This window comes from Lysobacter antibioticus HS124, from assembly GCF_000336385.2.
In the GTDB taxonomy this organism is placed as follows: domain Bacteria; phylum Pseudomonadota; class Gammaproteobacteria; order Xanthomonadales; family Xanthomonadaceae; genus Lysobacter; species Lysobacter firmicutimachus.
In genome coordinates this window covers 26017-41697 of record NZ_HG424440.1, presented here as the reverse complement: position 1 = coordinate 41697, position 15681 = coordinate 26017, and the positions used below count along the sequence as shown (strand labels likewise).

Here is a 15681-nt window from a genome sequence, read left to right as displayed (position 1 = left end):
CCGGCCGCGGACGCGCCGGCGCCGCCGGCCGCCGACGAACCCGCGCCCGCCGCCTCGCCCGAACCGGCGCTGCCGCGCCCGCGCGCGCCGCTGTCCTTGCGCATCCTCGCCGCGCTCGCGGTCGGCTTCACCTTGTGGGCGGCGCAGGAGCTGATCCTGCCGATCCTGCTCGCCGCCTTCTTCGCCCTGGTCGGCAATCCGATCCTGCGCCTGCTGCAGAAGCTGTACCTGCCGCGCTTCGTCGGCGCGGTGCTGGTGCTGGCCGGCGGCCTGGCCGTGTCCGGCGTGCTGGCGCTGCAGTTGGCCGAGCCGGCCGGCGAATGGGTGCGGCAGGTGCCGCGCGAGATGAAGCAGCTCGCGCCCAAGCTGCGGCAGATGACCAAGCCGATGCAGGACGCCAACCGCGCCGCGCAGAACATCGCCCGCGCCGCCGGCGGCGAGAGCACCGCCAAGCCGGTGCAGGTGGTCAAGACCGAGCTCAACGACCCCTATCGCTCGCTGACCGCGACGCCGAAGTACCTGGCGCAGGTGCTGGCGGTGATCCTGCTGACCTTTTTCTTCATGGTGTACGGCGAAACACTGCAGCGCAACGCGATCGCGCTGCTGCCCGGGCCGCAGCAGAAGAAGCTGACCATCGACATCCTGCATTCGATCGAACGCGAGATCTCGCGTTACGTGCTGACCATCAGCCTGATCAACACCGGCCTGGGCCTGGCCCTGGCCGGCGTCCTGTACGCGCTCGGCGTGCCGCTGCCGGAGTCGCTGCTGTGGGGCACGATGGCGGCGATCCTCAACTTCGCGCCCTTCGTCGGCCCGCTGATCGGCATCGTCATCATGCTGTTGATGGGCTTCGTCGCCTTCGACGAGCTGTGGCCCTCGCTGCTGCCGGCCGGCGTCTACCTGCTGCTGCACACGATCGAGTCGCAGGCGGTGACGCCGATCGTGCTCGGCCGGCGCATGCGCCTGTCGCCGTTGGTGCTGATCCTGGCGCTGATGCTGTTCGGCTGGCTGTGGGGCATCGTCGGCCTGTTGCTGGCGGTGCCGCTGCTGGTCTGCGTGAAGCTGGTGCTGGCGCGGATCGACGGCCTGGAGGGCTGGTCGCGGCTGCTGGAATGAATGCGGCGCCGGACTTGCCGAAGCGGGCCGGCCGGCTGGCCCGCACGGGCGCCTGAGGCCACGACCGCGCCGGTCCGCGACCGCGGTGCCGGCCGCCGCGGCCGGGCGCGTTAAACTGCCGGCATGAGCTTTCCCGTCCGCGCCATCACTCTGGACCTCGACGACACCATCTGGCCGATCGCGCCGGTGATGGTGCGCGCCGAGGCGGCCCTCGACGACTGGCTGCGCCGGCACGCGCCGGCCACCGCGGAGCGTTTCCCGGTCCACGCCATGCGCGCGCTGCGCGATCGCATCGCCGCCGAACGCCCGGACCTGGCCCACGATTTCACCCAGCAGCGCCGGCTGACCCTGGAACACGTGCTGCGCGAATCCGGCGACGACGTCGCCCTGGTCGACGCCGCCTTCGACGCGTTCTTCGCCGCGCGCTGCGAGGTCGAGCACTACCCCGACAGCGAGGCCGCACTGGCGCGCCTGGCCGGGCGGGTGCCGCTGGCCGCGCTCAGCAACGGCAACGCCGATCTGCACCGGATCGGGCTGATGCCGCTGTTCCGCTTCCAGCTCGGCGCGCGCGAGCACGGCCGGGCCAAGCCCGACCCGAGCATCTTCCTGGCCGCCTGCGAACGCCTCGGGGTCGAGCCGGCGCAGGTGCTGCACGTCGGCGACGACATCGAGCTGGACATCGTCGGCGGCGCACGCGCCGGGCTGCGTACTTGCTGGATCAACCGCGAAGGCCGCCACTGGCCCCACGCCGGGCTGCGCCCGGACCTGGAATTCACCACCCTCGCCGCGTTGGCCGATTGGCTCGACGCGGGCCACCGCACGGATACCGCTGCCGCATGACTCTGCCCCTGGGTTTCACCGACGACGCCAGCGACGCCCTGCCGCTGGTCCTGGTCAGCCGCAACAGCCTTAAGGCCTGGCGCGAATCGCTGGCCGATACCGCCGCCGCCTGGCTCGACGGCCAGGGCTTCGACGGCTCGCCCGGCACCGCCGCCACCCTGCCCGGCAGCGACGGCCGCATCGTCGCCGGCGTGCTCGGCATCGGCGACCCGCTGGACCCGTATTCCTACGGCCACGCCCCGTTCGCGCTGCCGGCGCGGCGCTGGCGCGCCGAAGGCCAGTACGACGCCGCCACTCTGGATGCGCTGCGCATCGGCTGGGGCCTGGGCAGCTACCGTTTCGACCGCTACAAGGCGGCGCCGCGCGCGCCGGCGCAATTGCTGGTCGAAGCCGGCGCCGACCACGGCGAAAGCTTCGCCCTCATCGCCGCCAGCCTGCGCGTGCGCGACCTGGTCAATACCCCGACCGAGCACATGGGCCCGGACGAGCTGGAAGCGATCGCGCGCGAGATCGGCCAGCGCCACGGCGCCGCGGTCGAAGTGTTCGCCGGCGACGAGCTGCTGAAGCGCAATTTCCCCGCGATCCACGCGGTCGGCCGCGCCTCGCACCGCGCGCCGCGCCTGATCGCGCTGCGCTGGGGCGACGAACGCCATCCGCACATCGCCCTGGTCGGCAAGGGCGTGTGCTTCGACACCGGCGGCCTGGACCTCAAGCCGGCCGACGGCATGCGCTGGATGAAGAAGGACATGGGCGGCGCCGCGCACGCGATCGCCCTGGCCGAGCTGATCATGGCGCGCAAGCTGCCGCTGCGCCTGACCCTGCTGGTGCCGGCGGTGGAGAACGCGGTCGGCCCGAACGCGTTCCGCCCCGGCGAAGTCATCGCCACCCGCCAGGGCGTCAGCGTCGAGATCGACAACACCGACGCCGAGGGCCGGGTCATCCTGTGCGACGCCCTGACCTACGCCGCCGAACAGGCGCCGGAGCTGCTGCTCGACTTCGCCACCCTGACCGGCGCGGCGCGCATCGCCCTGGGTCCGGACCTGCCGGCGCTGTACGCCAACCGCGACGAAGTCGCCGAAGCCTGGCTGCAAGCCGGCCAGACCCAGCGCGACCCGCTGTGGCGGATGCCGCTGTGGCGTCCCTACCTGCGTTACCTGACCAGCCACATCGCCGACCTCGCCAACGGCGGCCCGTCGAAGATGGCCGGCTCGGTGACCGCAGCGCTGTATCTGGAGCGTTTCGTCCCGGCCGAACTGCCGTGGGCGCATCTGGACGTGTACAGCTGGAACGACGCCGACCGCCCGGGCCGTCCCGCCGGCGGCGAAGCGCAGGGCCTGCGCGCCGCGTACGCGATGCTCAAGGCGCGCGCGGCGGTCTAAGCCGCGGGCCGCGGTCACCGGTCGCAACCGCCGGGAACCGCCCCCGCTCTTGCTGTTCCGCTCTTGCTGTTCCTCTTTTGCTGTTCCCCCTTGAAAGAGGGGGCCAGGGAGGATTCGCTTTCCGCCCCTCCCGCGGCAAGCGAATCTCCCTCGCGTCCTCCCCCTCGGAAGCACACTGGGGCCGCGCACCGCTCCCTCGTCCCAACGAGACGGGGTTTCGCGCACGCAACGCGACCCACCCGGCTTCCGCCGTTCCTCCTTGGAAGGGGGCCGGAGAAGTTTGGCTTCTGACCGAGCCCGTTGCGTGACAGATGTCATGAAAAACCGACGACTGCAGGACTGACAGAACCTGACTTTTCACAGGTTGGCGGGTCACCGCGCCGCGGTCACACTAAGCCGGTTCTGGCGTCTTGGTTGAGATCATGAGTGCATCGGCTGATCTGCTGAAAGAACTTCGCATCGACCGCAACCGTCCGCCGGAGCGATCCGGCCCGGGACGCGGCCTGGTCATCGGCCTGATCGGCCTGGTCGTGCTGGTGCTGGGCGTCGCCGCCTGGGCGCTGTTCGGGCGCAATGCCGCGACCCCGGTGGACACCGCCACGGTCACCGCGATCGGTGGCGGCGGCGGGGCCGGCGCCTCGGTGCTCGACGCCACCGGCTACGTGGTCGCGCGGCGCATGGCCACGGTCTCGGCCAAGATCACCGGCAAGGTGCGCGAAGTGCTGATCGAGGAAGGCCAGCGGGTCGAGGAAGGCCAGGTCATGGCCACCCTGGACCCGATCGACGCCAACGCCCAGCGCGAACTCAGCGCCGCCCAGCTCGGTGCCGCGCAGAGCGAAACCGCGCGCGTGCAGGCCCAGCTCAAGGAGGCCGAAGCCAACGCCAACCGCCTGGCCACCCTGGCCAAGCAGCAGTTGGTGTCCAAGGCCCAGTACGACCAGGCGGTGGCCACGCGCGACGCGCTGCGCGCGCAGCTGCTGACCGCGCAGCGCAACGTCGAGGTGTCCGGCGACAGCCTGCGCATCGCCGACATCGGCGTCGACAACACCGTGGTGCGCGCGCCGTTCGCCGGCGTGGTCACCGCCAAGGCGGCGCAGCCGGGCGAGATCGTCTCGCCGCTGTCGGCCGGCGGCGGCTTCACCCGCACCGGCATCGGCACCATCGTCGACATGGACTCGCTGGAGATCGAAGTCGACGTCGGCGAGGCCTACATCGGCCGGGTGAAGCCGAAGATGCCGGTCGAAGCGGTGCTCAACGCCTACCCGGACTGGAAGATCCCGGCCGAGGTCATCGCCATCATCCCCGCCGCCGACCGCGGCAAGGCCACGGTCAAGGTGCGCATCGCGATCAAGCTGCGCGACGCGCGCATCGTCCCCGACATGGGCGTGCGGGTCAGCTTCCTGGAAGCGGCCAAGCCGGTCCAGGCGGTGCAGGCCAAGCCCAGCGCGATGGTGCCGGCCGCGGCGCTGGCCCAGCGCGACGGCCGCGACGTCGTGTTCGTGGTCGAGGGCGAAAAAGCCCGCCAGACCGCGGTGACCCTGGGCCGCAAGCTCGGCGAGGACCGCGAGGTGACCCAGGGTCTGAGCGGCGGCGAGACCGTGGTACTGACGCCGCCCGACCGTTTGAGCGACGGCGCTGCGGTGCGTGTCGAAAACGCCGACTCCGGTTCGTCGGACAACAGCGACTGATCGCAATCGATTCACGCGGACGGCGCGGCAAGCGCGCCCCGCTTCCTTCTCCGCAACATGCACGAGGACTTCGACGATGGCCGACACCTTGGTTTCGATCCAAAACCTCACCAAGACCTACCAGCGCGGGCCGGAAAAGGTCGAAGTCCTGCACGGCATCGATCTGGACATCGCCAAGGGCGATTTCGTCGCCCTGATGGGGCCGTCCGGCTCGGGCAAGACCACCCTGCTCAACCTGATCGGCGGCCTGGACACGCCCAGCAGCGGCGAGATCACCGTCGAAGGCGAGCGCATCGACCGCATGAGCGCCGGCCAGCTATCGCAGTGGCGCAGCCGCCACGTCGGCTTCGTGTTCCAGTTCTACAACCTGATGCCGGCGCTGAACGCGCAGAAGAACGTCGAACTGCCGCTGCTGCTGACCCACCTCGGCGCCGCCCAGCGCCGCCGCAACGCCGAGATCGCGCTGCAGCTGGTGGGCCTGGCCGAACGCGGCAAGCACCGCCCGAACGAACTGTCCGGCGGCCAGCAGCAGCGCGTGGCGATCGCCCGCGCGATCGTCTCCGACCCGACCCTGCTGATCTGCGACGAACCCACCGGCGACCTCGACCGTCATTCGGCCGAGGAAATCCTCAACCTGCTGCAGCTGCTCAATCGCGAACACGGCAAAACCATCGTCATGGTCACCCACGACCCGAAGGCCGCCGAGTACGCCACCCACACCCTGCACCTCGACAAGGGCACCCTGGTCGAGCAGCAGGCGCACGCGGCCTGAGGCAGGAGCGTCCGAGATGAAATACTTCCATCTGATCTGGGCGGAGCTGATGCGGCGCAAGACCCGCACCGCGCTGACCCTGATGTCCATCATCGCCGCGTTCCTGCTGTTCGGCCTGCTCGACGGCGTGCGCGAAAGCTTCGAACAGGCCGGCCAGAGCGCCAACGGCGCCAAGCGCCTGCAGACCGGCTCGCGGCTGTCCTTCATCCAGACCCTGCCGCAGGCCCTGCACGGCCGCATCGGCCAGGTCGACGGCGTCAAGCAGGTCACCTACGCCAACTGGTTCGGCGGCGCCTACCAAGACCCGCACAACCAGATCTTCAGCTTCGCCGTGGCCGACAACTACCTGGACCTGTACCCGGAGATGAGCGTGTCCAAGGCGCAGCGCGCGGCCTTCGCCCAGACCCGCACCGGCATCCTGGTCGGCGAGGGGCTGATGAAGCGCTTCGGCTGGAAGGTGGGGCAGAAGATTCCGCTGCAGTCGACCATCTTCCCCAACCGCGACGGCAGCAAGAACTGGAGCTTCGACATCGTCGGCACGCTCGCCGTCACCGACAAGAAGTCCGGCGGCTGGTACGACCAGATGCTGCTGATGCACTGGAAGTACTTCGACGAGTCCACGCCCTACAACCGCGGCACGGTCGGCTGGTACGTCAGCGAAGTCGCCGACGTCAACCGCGCCGACCGCGTGGCCAAGGCGATCGACGCGCTGTCGGCCAACTCCGACCACGAGACCAAGACCCAGACCGAGCAGGCCGCGACCGCCTCGTGGATGAAGCAGATGGCCGACATCGGCCTGATCGTCGGCTCGATCATGGGCGCGGTGTTCTTCACCCTGGTGCTGCTGACCGGCAACACCATGGCCCAGGCGGTGCGCGAACGCACCTCCGAGCTGGCGGTGCTCAAGACCATGGGCTTCCCCGACCGCAGCGTGCTGCTGCTGGTGCTGGCCGAGTCGGTGCTGCTGATGCTGATCGGCGGCGTGATCGGCGTGGCCATCGCCGGCGCGCTCGGGCCGATCGTCGCCACGATCAGCGGCGGCGCGATCAACGTGCCGCCGATCGGCCTGGGCAGCTGGACCCTGGGCCTGGGCCTGATGCTCGGCATCGGCGTGCTGGTCGGGCTGTTGCCGGCGATCCGCGCGATGCGCCTGAACATCGTCGACGCGCTGGCCGGACGCTGAGGAGAACGCACTCATGAAGAAGCTCAAATCCCTGCTCCGCGGCGCCCTGACCGGCCTGATCCTGGCGATCGCCCTGGTCGCCTGGTCGCTGCTGCCCTGGCCGGCCCTGCTCGGCCTGGCCGTCGCCTTCGCGCTGTGGATGCTGCTGACCCGCAGCGGCCGCCAGGCGGCCTCGGTCGCCGGCGTCGGCATCAGCACGCTGAGCCAGCGCCTGGGTTCGTCGTCGGTGGTGGTGATCGGCATCGCCGGCGTGGTCGCGGTGCTGGTGGCGATGCTGTCGATGGCCGAGGGCTACCAGGAAACCCTGCGCCGCACCGGCAGCGACGACAGCGTGATGGTGTTGCGCGGCGCGTCCGCGGCCGAGGTGATGTCGACCCTGGACCTGGCCAGCATCAACGTGATCGAACAGGCCCCGGGCATCGCCCGCGGCGCCGACGGGCGGCCGCTGGCCTCGCCGGAAACCGTGGTCGCGGCCAACCTGCCGATCAAGGGCGGCGCCCCCGACGAAGACGGCAGCGTGCAGTTGCGCGGCGTCGGCGACCGTGCCTGGCAGGTGCGGCCGCAGGTCAAGATCGTGCAGGGCCGACGCTTCGAAACCGGCAAGCGCGAAGTGGTGGTCGGCAGCGGCGCCCAGCGCCAGTTCGCCGGCCTGGAGGTCGGCAAGCAGATCCGCCTCGGCAACGAACGCTGGACCGTGGTCGGCGTGTTCAAGTCCGGCGACGCGATGGACTCGGAAGTGTGGGCCGACGCGCAGATGGTCGCGGCCACCTACGGCCGCGGCGCTTCGCGCAACTCGGTCGTGGCCAAGCTGTCCGACGCCAAGCAGTTCAAGGCGTTCAAGGCCGCGCTGGCCGGCGACCCGCGGCTGCAGGTCGACACCACCACGACCGCCGAGTACTTCGCCAAGCAGAGCGAGGCGATGACCAAGGTGATCCGCATCATCGGCATCGTGGTCGGTTCGATCATGGCCATCGGCGCGGTGTTCGGCGCGCTCAACACCATGTTCGCCACGGTCGCCACCCGCGCCCGCGAGATCGCCACCCTGCGCGCGATCGGCTTCCGCGGCGTGCCGGTGGTGGTGGCGGTGATGCTGGAGACCATGCTGCTGGCGCTGCTCGGCGGCCTGATCGGCGGCGCCCTGGCCTGGCTGGTGTTCAACGGCTACACCGCCTCGACCATCGCCGGCGGCGTCGGCCAGCTGACCTTCGACTTCCAGGTTACCGGCGCGCTGCTGTGGAGCGGGCTGAAGTGGGCGCTGGCGATCGGCTTCGTCGGCGGCCTGTTCCCGGCCCTGCGCGCGGCGACCCTGCCGGTGACTACGGCGCTGCGCGCGCTGTAAGCCGCAGCGCCGCATCGGTTCGGCATCGGGGCCCTCTTCGCCGGAAGAGGGCCTTGTTGTTTGCGCACAGGCATCGGCCGACCGGCGGCGACGAAACGCGGGGCGGAAGCCAAACCCGATCCCCTGCCTCGTTTTTCCAGCGGAAGCGGCTGTTACTGCAGGACGGGTTGCAGCGGGGGATCGTTGCCGCGCTGCTGGCCGCCCAGGTCCTGGCGCGCGCCGGCTTCGAAGGCCTGCTCGGCTGAGCCGAACGAGCCGCGCGGCTCAGGCCGCCTGCGCCGCCGCCGCGAGCCGGCGCGAGCGCAGCATGCCCTCGCCGACGAACACGATCAGGCCCAGCCAGATGATCGCAAAGCCTATAGCGCGGGTTTCGTCGAACGGCTCGCGCAGCAACCACACGCCGATCAGGAACTGCAGCGACGGCGCCAGGTACTGCAGCAGGCCGATCGCGGTCAGCGACACCCGCCGCACCGCGTAGGCGAAACCGATCAGCGGCAGCGCGGTCAACGCGCCGGCGATCACCAGCAGCAGGTCGGTGCCCAGGCCCCATGCGCCGAAGAAACCGCCCTGGCCGTGGCTTTCGCCCCACAGCATCAGGCCCAGCGCGGGCAGGAACAGGTACACGTTCTCGACTCCCAGGCCGGTCACCGCCTCGACCGCGACCAGCTTGCGCACCAGGCCGTAGATCGCGAACGACACCGCCAGGCCGAGCGCGATCAGCGGCGGCTGGCCGTAGCGCAGGGTCAGCCACAGCACCCCGGCGAAGGCCAGCGCGATCGCGACCCACTGCACCGCGCGCAGGCGTTCGCCGAGGAACAGCACGCCCAGCATCACGCTGACCAGCGGGCCGATGAAGTAACCCAGGCTGCCTTCGAGCACGTGGCCGGCGTTGACCGCCCAGATGTACAGGCCCCAGTTGAACGCGATCAGCACGCCGCTCAGCGCCAGCATCGCCGCCTTGCGCGGCTGCGCCAGCACTTCGCGCAGCCAGTGCCGGCCGACCTTCCAGCACAGCCAGGCGGCGACCAGCAGGGTGCTCCAGACGATGCGATGGGCGACGATCTGCAACGACGGCACCGACTTGAGCAGATGCCAGTACAAGGGCATCACGCCCCACAGCGCGAACGAAGCGATCGCGATCCACAGTCCGCGGCGATCGGCGACGAGATTCATGAGCCTTCCTTTTCTTGCGGCGCCGGCAGCGGCGCCGCCGGCTTGGCCGCGCGCGCGCGGGCCAGGGTGATGATGACCACGCCGACCAGGATCACCGCCATCGCGCCCAGGTCGTGCGAAGTGAAGCGTTCGCCGGCGAGCAGCGCGCCGAACAGCACCGCGATCGGCGGGTTGACGTAGGCGTAGCTGGTCGCCAGCGCCGGGCGCACGTGGTGCAGCAGCCAGATGTAGGCGGTGAAGCCGAAGATCGAACCGGCCACGACCAGGTACAGCAGCGCCGCGGTGGCGCCCGCGGTCGGCACCGCGACGATGCGCTCGCCGGTCAGCGCCGCGGCGCCGAGCATCCACACGCTGCCGGTCAGCATCTGCGCGCTGGCGGCCATGAACGGCGACGGCAGGTCCTGGTCGCGGCTCCAGATCGAGCCCCACGCCCAGGCGATCGGCGCCACGATCAGGCAGACCAGGCCCAGGGTCGAGGCCGACAGTTTGCCGCCGGCATTGAGCCAGACCACGCCGAAGAAGCCGATCGTCAGGCCGACCCATTCGATCTTCGACGGATGGCGCCCGCGCAGCATCGCGAACACGCCGGCGAACAGCGGCATCGACGCCACTGCGATCGCGGCCAGGCCGGAATCGACCTCGGTCTCGGCCAGGTTCACCAGACCGTTCGACAGCAGCACCATCCAGATCGACAGCACCCACAGGGTGCGCCACTGCTTGCGCGTCGGCGGCGCGACGCCGCGCCAGCGCAGCACCGCGTACATGATCGCGCCGGCCAGAGCCATGCGTCCGGCGCCGAGCAGGAACGGCGGATAGCTGGCCAGGGCGAAGCGGATCGCCAGATAGGTCGAGCCCCACAGGATGTAGACCGAGGCCAGGGCGAAGGCGACGGCGAGGGGGCCGGGAGCGAGGCGTTCGGCGGAGGGGGCGGCGGCGCTCATGACGCGAATTTCCGAGGTCGGGGAACGGCGGGAGAAGCCGGCCGACGGAATCGGCCGATAAGCATTGGGCGAAGTCGTGTCGCAGCGGCAGCGGCCGCGCGACGCAGTGCAGCGGTAACTCCACGCCGTCGGCTGCGCTGGCGCGCGTCCGGCGACGGCCGATCAGGGTCGTGATTCGTAGCGCGATACCGCGGTCCGGCGGCTGCCTACGTCGCGGCGCCGCGGGTCGTCGAACACGTCGATGACCACGAAGCCGGCCTTGCGCATCATCCCCGCCGAACCCTCGTTCTCCTCGTGGCGCTCGACGTAGATCTCGCTCAATCCCATCCGCTGCAGGCGCGCGACCGCGGCGGTCAGCAACTGCGAGCCCAGGCCCCGGCCGCGATGCGCGCGGTGGACCACGGCCTCGCGGACATACCCCTGCCATTCGACTTCGCGCCCGGCTGGCTGATAACGATGGAACGCATCGCTCGGCTCGAATGTGACCACGGCCACGATCGCACACTCCTGTACAGCCACCACGGCCTGGGTACGCCCACGCCGGATCGCCGCCAAGTGCTCGGCCAGCTCCAACTCGGGCAGGAAATTCCAGGGGTTGGGCCCGTGCTCGCGGATCAGGGCGAGGATCTCGCCGATCTGCTCGGGCACGGCAGCTTGCGTCACGTACCGGGACATCCCGGGGGCGTCCGTCTTGGGGGTGGGAGCGAACCATCACATAAAAATTCTTCATGCGATGAGATCACGAATAGCGTATCGATGTCAGTCAATTTGCGGTTGAAAATTTGCCCGCAGGAACGCAAAAATCTTGCATGACCGCACCCCTGGCTCTCGACGAGTTCGACCACAAACTGCTGGAACTGCTGCAGCGCGATGCCTCGGCCACGCTCAGCGAGCTCGGCGACGCCGTCGGCCTGTCGCCGAGCGCGGTGCAGCGCCGCATGACCCGCTACCGCCAGGAGGGCCTGATGCGTCAGGTCGCGGTGCTCGACCCGATGGCCCTGGGCAGCACGCTGGCCGCGGTCTGGGTGACGATGGAGCGCGAGTCGGCCGAGCGCCACGCCGCCTTCCACGCCCGCGTGCGCGCCGCCCCGGAGGTGCAGCAGTGCTACACCCTGGCCGGCGAATGGGACTACCTGGTGATCCTGGCCACCACCGGCGTCGCCCACTGCCGCCAAGTGGTCGACCGCCTGTTCCTCGACGAAGGCAACGTCAAGCGCTACGACACCCACCTGGTGTTCGACGTGGTCAAGCACGGCCTGGAGCTGCCGACCCGGGACGCGCCGCGGGCGGCGCGCAAGAGGCGGTAAGCCGGTGAGGCGGGGATTCGGGGTTCGGGATTAGGGATTGGTAACAGCAAGAGCGAAAGCCGCGGCTTTTTGCCGAATCCCTGATCCCGAATCCCCCATCCCGGCTCTAAGCCCTCTCCCGCTCCAGCAGCCGTTCCTTCAAGGGCAAGCCCCAGCGATAACCGCCGAGCGAGCCGTCGCCGCGGACCACGCGGTGGCAGGGCACGACGACCGCGACGCGGTTGTTGGCGCAGGCCTGGGCCACCGCGCGCGCGCCGCGCGGGGCGCCGATCTGTTCGGCGATGGCGGCGTAGCTGCGGGTCTGGCCGGGCGGGATCTTCATCAGCGCGTCCCAGACTTTCTTCTGGAAAGCCGTGCCGATCAGGTCCAGCGGCACCTCCTCGCGCCGGCCGCCGAGGGTGTCGGCGACCGCGCGCAGGCGCGGGGCGAGGAATTCGTCGCGACCGGCATCGACCCGCTCCAGCTGCGCCTGCGGGAACTCGCGCCGCAGTTTGGTTTCCAGCGCCGCCGGATCGTCGCCGAGCTCGACCATGCAGATGCCGCGCACTGTGGTCGCGACCAGGGCGATGCCGATCGCGGTCGGCGCCAGGCTCCAGCGGATCTGCTCGCCGGCGCCGCCGGCGCGGTAACGCGCCGGGGTCATACCGAGCTTGGCGGCGCCGGCCTCGTAGACCCGCGACGGCGAGCCGTAGCCGGCGTCGTACAGCGCCGCGCTGACCTCCTGACCGTCGCGCAGCGCCGAGCGCAGGCTGCCGAGCTTGCGCTGGGCCAGGTACTCGGCCGGGCTCAGTCCGTAGCGCGCGCTGAAGCGACGCTGCAGGTGCGAGGCGCTGAGGCCGACCGCGGCGGCCAGCTCGTGCAGGCTGGGCTCGCCCGCATCGAGCAGGGCGCGGGCGCGTTCGAGCTTGTCGGCGGAAGACGTGCCGGCCGGGGCCGGGCGCAGTGCGGATTTGGCGTTCATGGCGTCCAGACTAGGCCGCGGCGGCAGGTCCGGCTATCCGCTTCTTGCGCGCCGTCGCGGGCGTTCAGTTCGAGCGTATTTCGCGGGCCTGGGCCTGGGCCTCGGCGCTGACGAACACCGCTGCGGTCGTCGCGGCTCACGCCGCTCCTACCAGGGCGGCGGCGTCGTTCCCCTGTAGGAGCGGCGTAAGCCGCGACAGCCGAAGAGGACGAAATACCACGCCGCCGGCAGAAACGATGACGACCGGGCAACAAGCACTCGCGGGACGGTGCTTCGCAGCAAACGCTCGCGCACACCGCTGCGTTTGTCGCGGCTGACGCCGCTCCTACAAGAGCCGGCGGCGCCTCTCCCTGTCGGAGCGGCGTGAGCCGCGACCACCGGAACGGCCGATGGCACCGCAACAACCGCCGCGATGCGGATGCGTCGGACAAAACGAAACGCGCCCGGCGGGCGCGTTTCGCTGGTGCGATGCCCACGCTCGGCGCGGACGTGTTCGGTCGATGCGACGGCCTCAGTCGGCCCAATGCCCCGGGCGGGTCGCGGTCGGCAGCACTTGCGCCGACAGCTGGCGGTCGTTGTTGAGCAAGCGCACCGCGTCGGCCAGGATCGAGGCCGATTCGCGCAGCAGCGGGTCGGGACGCTTCTCGGCCAGCTTCTCGCGTGCCGCGTCCTTGACGATGTCGCGCTCGTTGCCGGACAGGCCGTCGTCGTTGGCGTCGTCGGCCAGCGGGTCCAGGGCCAGGCCCAGTTGCTTGCGCTCGGCCTGGCGCAGCTTGCGCTTGGCGTCGTCGCGGTCGCGCTCGGCGCGGCGCTCGGCCTCGTTGAGCGAGACCGACTTCTTGGCCCGCTCGGCGCGGAATTCGGCCACGTCCTGCGACCACCACTGGAACTCCTTGTCGGAGCCGATGCGGGCGCTGTGCAGGCCCTCCAGCTTCGGCAGCAGCGGCGCGAAATTGCCGTAGCTGGTGTGGTCGACCGCGGCGATCTTGGTCCACGGCAGCGCGTTGTCGTAGGTGCTTTCGCCGTACTCGGTGGCGTCGACCGACACCGGGAAGGCGATGTCCGGCACCACGCCCTTGTTCTGAGTCGAGCCGCCGCTGACGCGGAAGAACTGGGCGATGGTCAGCTTGACCTGGCCGAAGCGCGCGCTCTCGTTGGCCGGCCAGCGGTCGAGGTCGACCAGGTTCTGCACCGTGCCCTTGCCGAAGCTGGTCTCGCCGATGACCAGGCCGCGGCCGTAGTCCTGGATCGCGCCGGCGAAGATCTCCGAGGCCGAGGCCGAACCGCGGTTGATCAGCACCGCCAGCGGGCCTTCCCAGGCGATGCCGGTGTCGCTGTCGCCTTCGACGCTGACCCGGCCGCCGGATTCGCGCACCTGCACCACCGGGCCGCGGTCGATGAACAGACCGGTGAGCTCGATGGCTTCGTTGAGCGAGCCGCCGCCGTTGTTGCGCAGGTCCAGCACCACGCCGTCGACCTTGTCGCCGCGCAGCTTGGTCAGCAGCTTGGCCACGTCGCGAGTCGCCGAGGCGTAGTCGTTGGCGTTCTTGCGCCGGCCTTCGAAGTCCTGGTAGAAGCCCGGCAGCTTGATCACGCCGATGCGCTTGGCCGGCGCGTCGCCGGCCGCCGGGATGTCGATGATCTCCGACTTGGCGGCCTGATCTTCCAGGCGCACCTTGTCGCGCACCAGCACGATGCGGTTGGGCTTGCTGTCCAGGCCGGCCTCGGCCGGAACCACGTCCAGGCGCACCTTGGTGCCCTTGGCGCCGCGGATCTTGGCGACCACGTCGTCGATGCGCCAGCCGATCACGTCCTCCATCGCCCCGCTTTCGCCCTGGCCGACGCCGACGATGCGGTCGCCGGCCTTGAGCAGGTTGCTGCGCGAGGCCGGGCCGCCCGGGATGATCTCGCGGATCGCGACCACGTCGTCCTGCTTCTGCAGCTGCGCGCCGATGCCGTCCAGCGACAGCGACATGGTCATGTTGAAGTTGTCGGCCGACTTCGGAGTCAGATAGTCGGTATGCGGATCGATCGCGTTGGCGTAGCTGTTGACGAAGGTCTGGAACACGTCTTCGCCCTTGAGCTCGGCGATGCCCTTGCTCAGGTTGGCGTAACGCTTGTCCAGGGTCTTGGCGATGTCTTCGCTCTTCTTGCCGGCCAGCTTCAGGCGCAGCCAGTCGTTGCGCACCGACTGCTTCCACAGCGCGTCGAGCGCGGCGGCGTCGGCGACCCACGGCGCGTCCTTGCGGTCGTACTCGTAGCGGTCGCTGCCGTCGAATTCGAAATTGCCCGGCTGCTTGAGCAGGCCGCGCGCGTAGGCGACGCGCTGATCGACGCGCTGCTTGTAGGTGGAGAACATCGCATACGCCGGGCTCAGGTCGCCGCTCTTGATCGCGTCGTCGAGCTTGGTCTTGTAGGCGTCGAAACGGGCGATGTCGGCGGCGGTGAAGAATTGCTTGCCGGCGTCGAGCGCTTCCAGGTAGCGCTTGTACATGTCGGCCGAGAGCGCGTCGTCGAGCGCGCGCGGCCGGTAGGCGTAGCGGCTGTCGGACAACAGGCCGTAGACCAGCTTGGCGGCGGTGGTCTGGTCCGCGGTCGGAGCGGTCGGCAACGCCGCCGAACCGGCGGTCGGCGCCACCGCTTCCGGACGCGCCAGCAGGGCCAGCGGGGCGGTCAGCAGCAGCCCTGCGAACAGGGTAAGGGCACGCGTGTTCTTGGGGGTCATCGCGGAATCTTCTCGGCGTGGGCCGGCGTCGAAAGCATGGTCCGGCCTTGGACAAGCCCACAGTGCCGAAAGTTGCCGGCGCTGTCACGCCCGTCCGGCGCGATTGCGTGTTGCAGCCGTGAAAGCGGTTCAGTTTGGCCGGCCGAAGCGTTAGCGAACGGTTAGACGGCCATTTGCGGGCCTGTCCCGCCCCTGCCCCGGTGCCGTATTAAGGCCAACGGCAGCGGCCGGCCGCTCCGGCCGGGCTTGCGGCGGCG

General features: G+C 70.1%; 13 protein-coding genes and 1 pseudogene. 9 read left to right on the top strand and 5 right to left on the bottom strand.

Features of this window, described 5'->3' with window-relative positions; translation table 11 throughout:
• From TX83_RS00180 to TX83_RS00145, 8 genes and pseudogenes are all read left to right on the top strand, one after another.
• Positions 1-1116 (top strand): AI-2E family transporter (locus TX83_RS00180; RefSeq protein ID WP_064745884.1); only part of this gene is annotated, 1116 nt, incomplete at its 5' end.
• A 123-nt stretch (positions 1117-1239) separates the two neighbouring features.
• A pseudogene (locus TX83_RS00175) lies at positions 1240-1967 on the top strand (HAD family hydrolase); the annotation flags it as partial.
• On the top strand, positions 1953-3335 hold the full coding sequence (locus TX83_RS00170; protein WP_064745882.1) for a leucyl aminopeptidase family protein: 1383 nt from the start codon (positions 1953-1955) through the stop codon (positions 3333-3335). The pseudogene TX83_RS00175 and the gene TX83_RS00170, both read left to right, overlap by 15 nt.
• Positions 3336-3757: 422 nt before the next feature.
• Positions 3758-5023: an efflux RND transporter periplasmic adaptor subunit gene (locus tag TX83_RS00165; protein ID WP_064745881.1), complete on the top strand. Its 1266-nt coding sequence runs from the start codon at positions 3758-3760 to the stop codon at positions 5021-5023.
• Between the two features lie 76 nt (positions 5024-5099).
• Complete coding sequence (locus tag TX83_RS00160; protein ID WP_064745880.1) at positions 5100-5795, top strand: ABC transporter ATP-binding protein; 696 nt, start codon at positions 5100-5102, stop codon at positions 5793-5795.
• 16 nt (positions 5796-5811) lie between these two features.
• Positions 5812-6978, top strand: coding sequence for an ABC transporter permease (locus TX83_RS00155; RefSeq protein ID WP_064745879.1), 1167 nt, complete (start codon positions 5812-5814; stop codon positions 6976-6978).
• A 13-nt stretch (positions 6979-6991) separates the two neighbouring features.
• Positions 6992-8317: an ABC transporter permease gene (locus TX83_RS00150; RefSeq protein WP_064745877.1), complete on the top strand. Its 1326-nt coding sequence runs from the start codon at positions 6992-6994 to the stop codon at positions 8315-8317.
• Between the two features lie 53 nt (positions 8318-8370).
• The gene (locus TX83_RS00145) at positions 8371-8562 is read left to right on the top strand and encodes a hypothetical protein (protein WP_064745875.1); all 192 of its coding nucleotides are present in this window, start codon (positions 8371-8373) and stop codon (positions 8560-8562) included.
• 19 nt (positions 8563-8581) lie between these two features.
• Here the strand turns inward: TX83_RS00145 and rarD are convergent, their stop codons facing one another.
• From rarD to TX83_RS00130, 3 genes are all read right to left on the bottom strand, one after another.
• Complete coding sequence (rarD, locus tag TX83_RS00140) at positions 8582-9490, bottom strand: EamA family transporter RarD (RefSeq protein WP_064745873.1); 909 nt, start codon at positions 9488-9490, stop codon at positions 8582-8584.
• The gene (yedA, locus tag TX83_RS00135) at positions 9487-10431 is read right to left on the bottom strand and encodes a drug/metabolite exporter YedA (RefSeq protein ID WP_064745871.1); all 945 of its coding nucleotides are present in this window, start codon (positions 10429-10431) and stop codon (positions 9487-9489) included. The genes rarD and yedA overlap by 4 nt, the downstream gene beginning before the upstream one ends.
• 162 nt (positions 10432-10593) lie before the next feature.
• Entirely contained in the window at positions 10594-11094 is a 501-nt protein-coding gene (locus tag TX83_RS00130; protein ID WP_222423695.1) for a GNAT family N-acetyltransferase, read from the bottom strand.
• Positions 11095-11240: 146 nt separating this feature from the next.
• Between TX83_RS00130 and TX83_RS00125 the strand changes: the two genes are divergently transcribed.
• On the top strand, positions 11241-11738 hold the full coding sequence (locus tag TX83_RS00125) for an Lrp/AsnC family transcriptional regulator (protein WP_064745868.1): 498 nt from the start codon (positions 11241-11243) through the stop codon (positions 11736-11738).
• A 106-nt stretch (positions 11739-11844) separates the two neighbouring features.
• On the opposite strand, the gene TX83_RS00120 is transcribed toward TX83_RS00125, so the two are convergent.
• Entirely contained in the window at positions 11845-12699 is an 855-nt protein-coding gene (locus TX83_RS00120; protein WP_064745867.1) for a bifunctional transcriptional activator/DNA repair enzyme AdaA, read from the bottom strand.
• Positions 12700-13210: 511 nt separating this feature from the next.
• Positions 13211-15424: a carboxy terminal-processing peptidase gene (locus tag TX83_RS00115; RefSeq protein WP_064745866.1), complete on the bottom strand. Its 2214-nt coding sequence runs from the start codon at positions 15422-15424 to the stop codon at positions 13211-13213.
• Positions 15425-15681: the final 257 nt, after the last annotated feature.

What these genes read in the sequence shown, in the direction of transcription:
- TX83_RS00170 (WP_064745882.1), top strand. Translation starts at nt 1,953, where the DNA reads ATGACTCTGCCCCTGGGTTTCACCGACGACGCCAGCGACGCCCTGCCG.
- TX83_RS00165 (WP_064745881.1), top strand. Translation starts at nt 3,758, where the DNA reads ATGAGTGCATCGGCTGATCTGCTGAAAGAACTTCGCATCGACCGCAAC.
- TX83_RS00160 (WP_064745880.1), top strand. Translation starts at nt 5,100, where the DNA reads ATGGCCGACACCTTGGTTTCGATCCAAAACCTCACCAAGACCTACCAG.
- TX83_RS00155 (WP_064745879.1), top strand. Translation starts at nt 5,812, where the DNA reads ATGAAATACTTCCATCTGATCTGGGCGGAGCTGATGCGGCGCAAGACC.
- TX83_RS00150 (WP_064745877.1), top strand. Translation starts at nt 6,992, where the DNA reads ATGAAGAAGCTCAAATCCCTGCTCCGCGGCGCCCTGACCGGCCTGATC.
- rarD (WP_064745873.1), bottom strand. Translation starts at nt 9,490, where the DNA reads ATGAATCTCGTCGCCGATCGCCGCGGACTGTGGATCGCGATCGCTTCG.
- yedA (WP_064745871.1), bottom strand. Translation starts at nt 10,431, where the DNA reads ATGAGCGCCGCCGCCCCCTCCGCCGAACGCCTCGCTCCCGGCCCCCTC.
- TX83_RS00125 (WP_064745868.1), top strand. Translation starts at nt 11,241, where the DNA reads ATGACCGCACCCCTGGCTCTCGACGAGTTCGACCACAAACTGCTGGAA.
- TX83_RS00120 (WP_064745867.1), bottom strand. Translation starts at nt 12,699, where the DNA reads ATGAACGCCAAATCCGCACTGCGCCCGGCCCCGGCCGGCACGTCTTCC.
- TX83_RS00115 (WP_064745866.1), bottom strand. Translation starts at nt 15,424, where the DNA reads ATGACCCCCAAGAACACGCGTGCCCTTACCCTGTTCGCAGGGCTGCTG.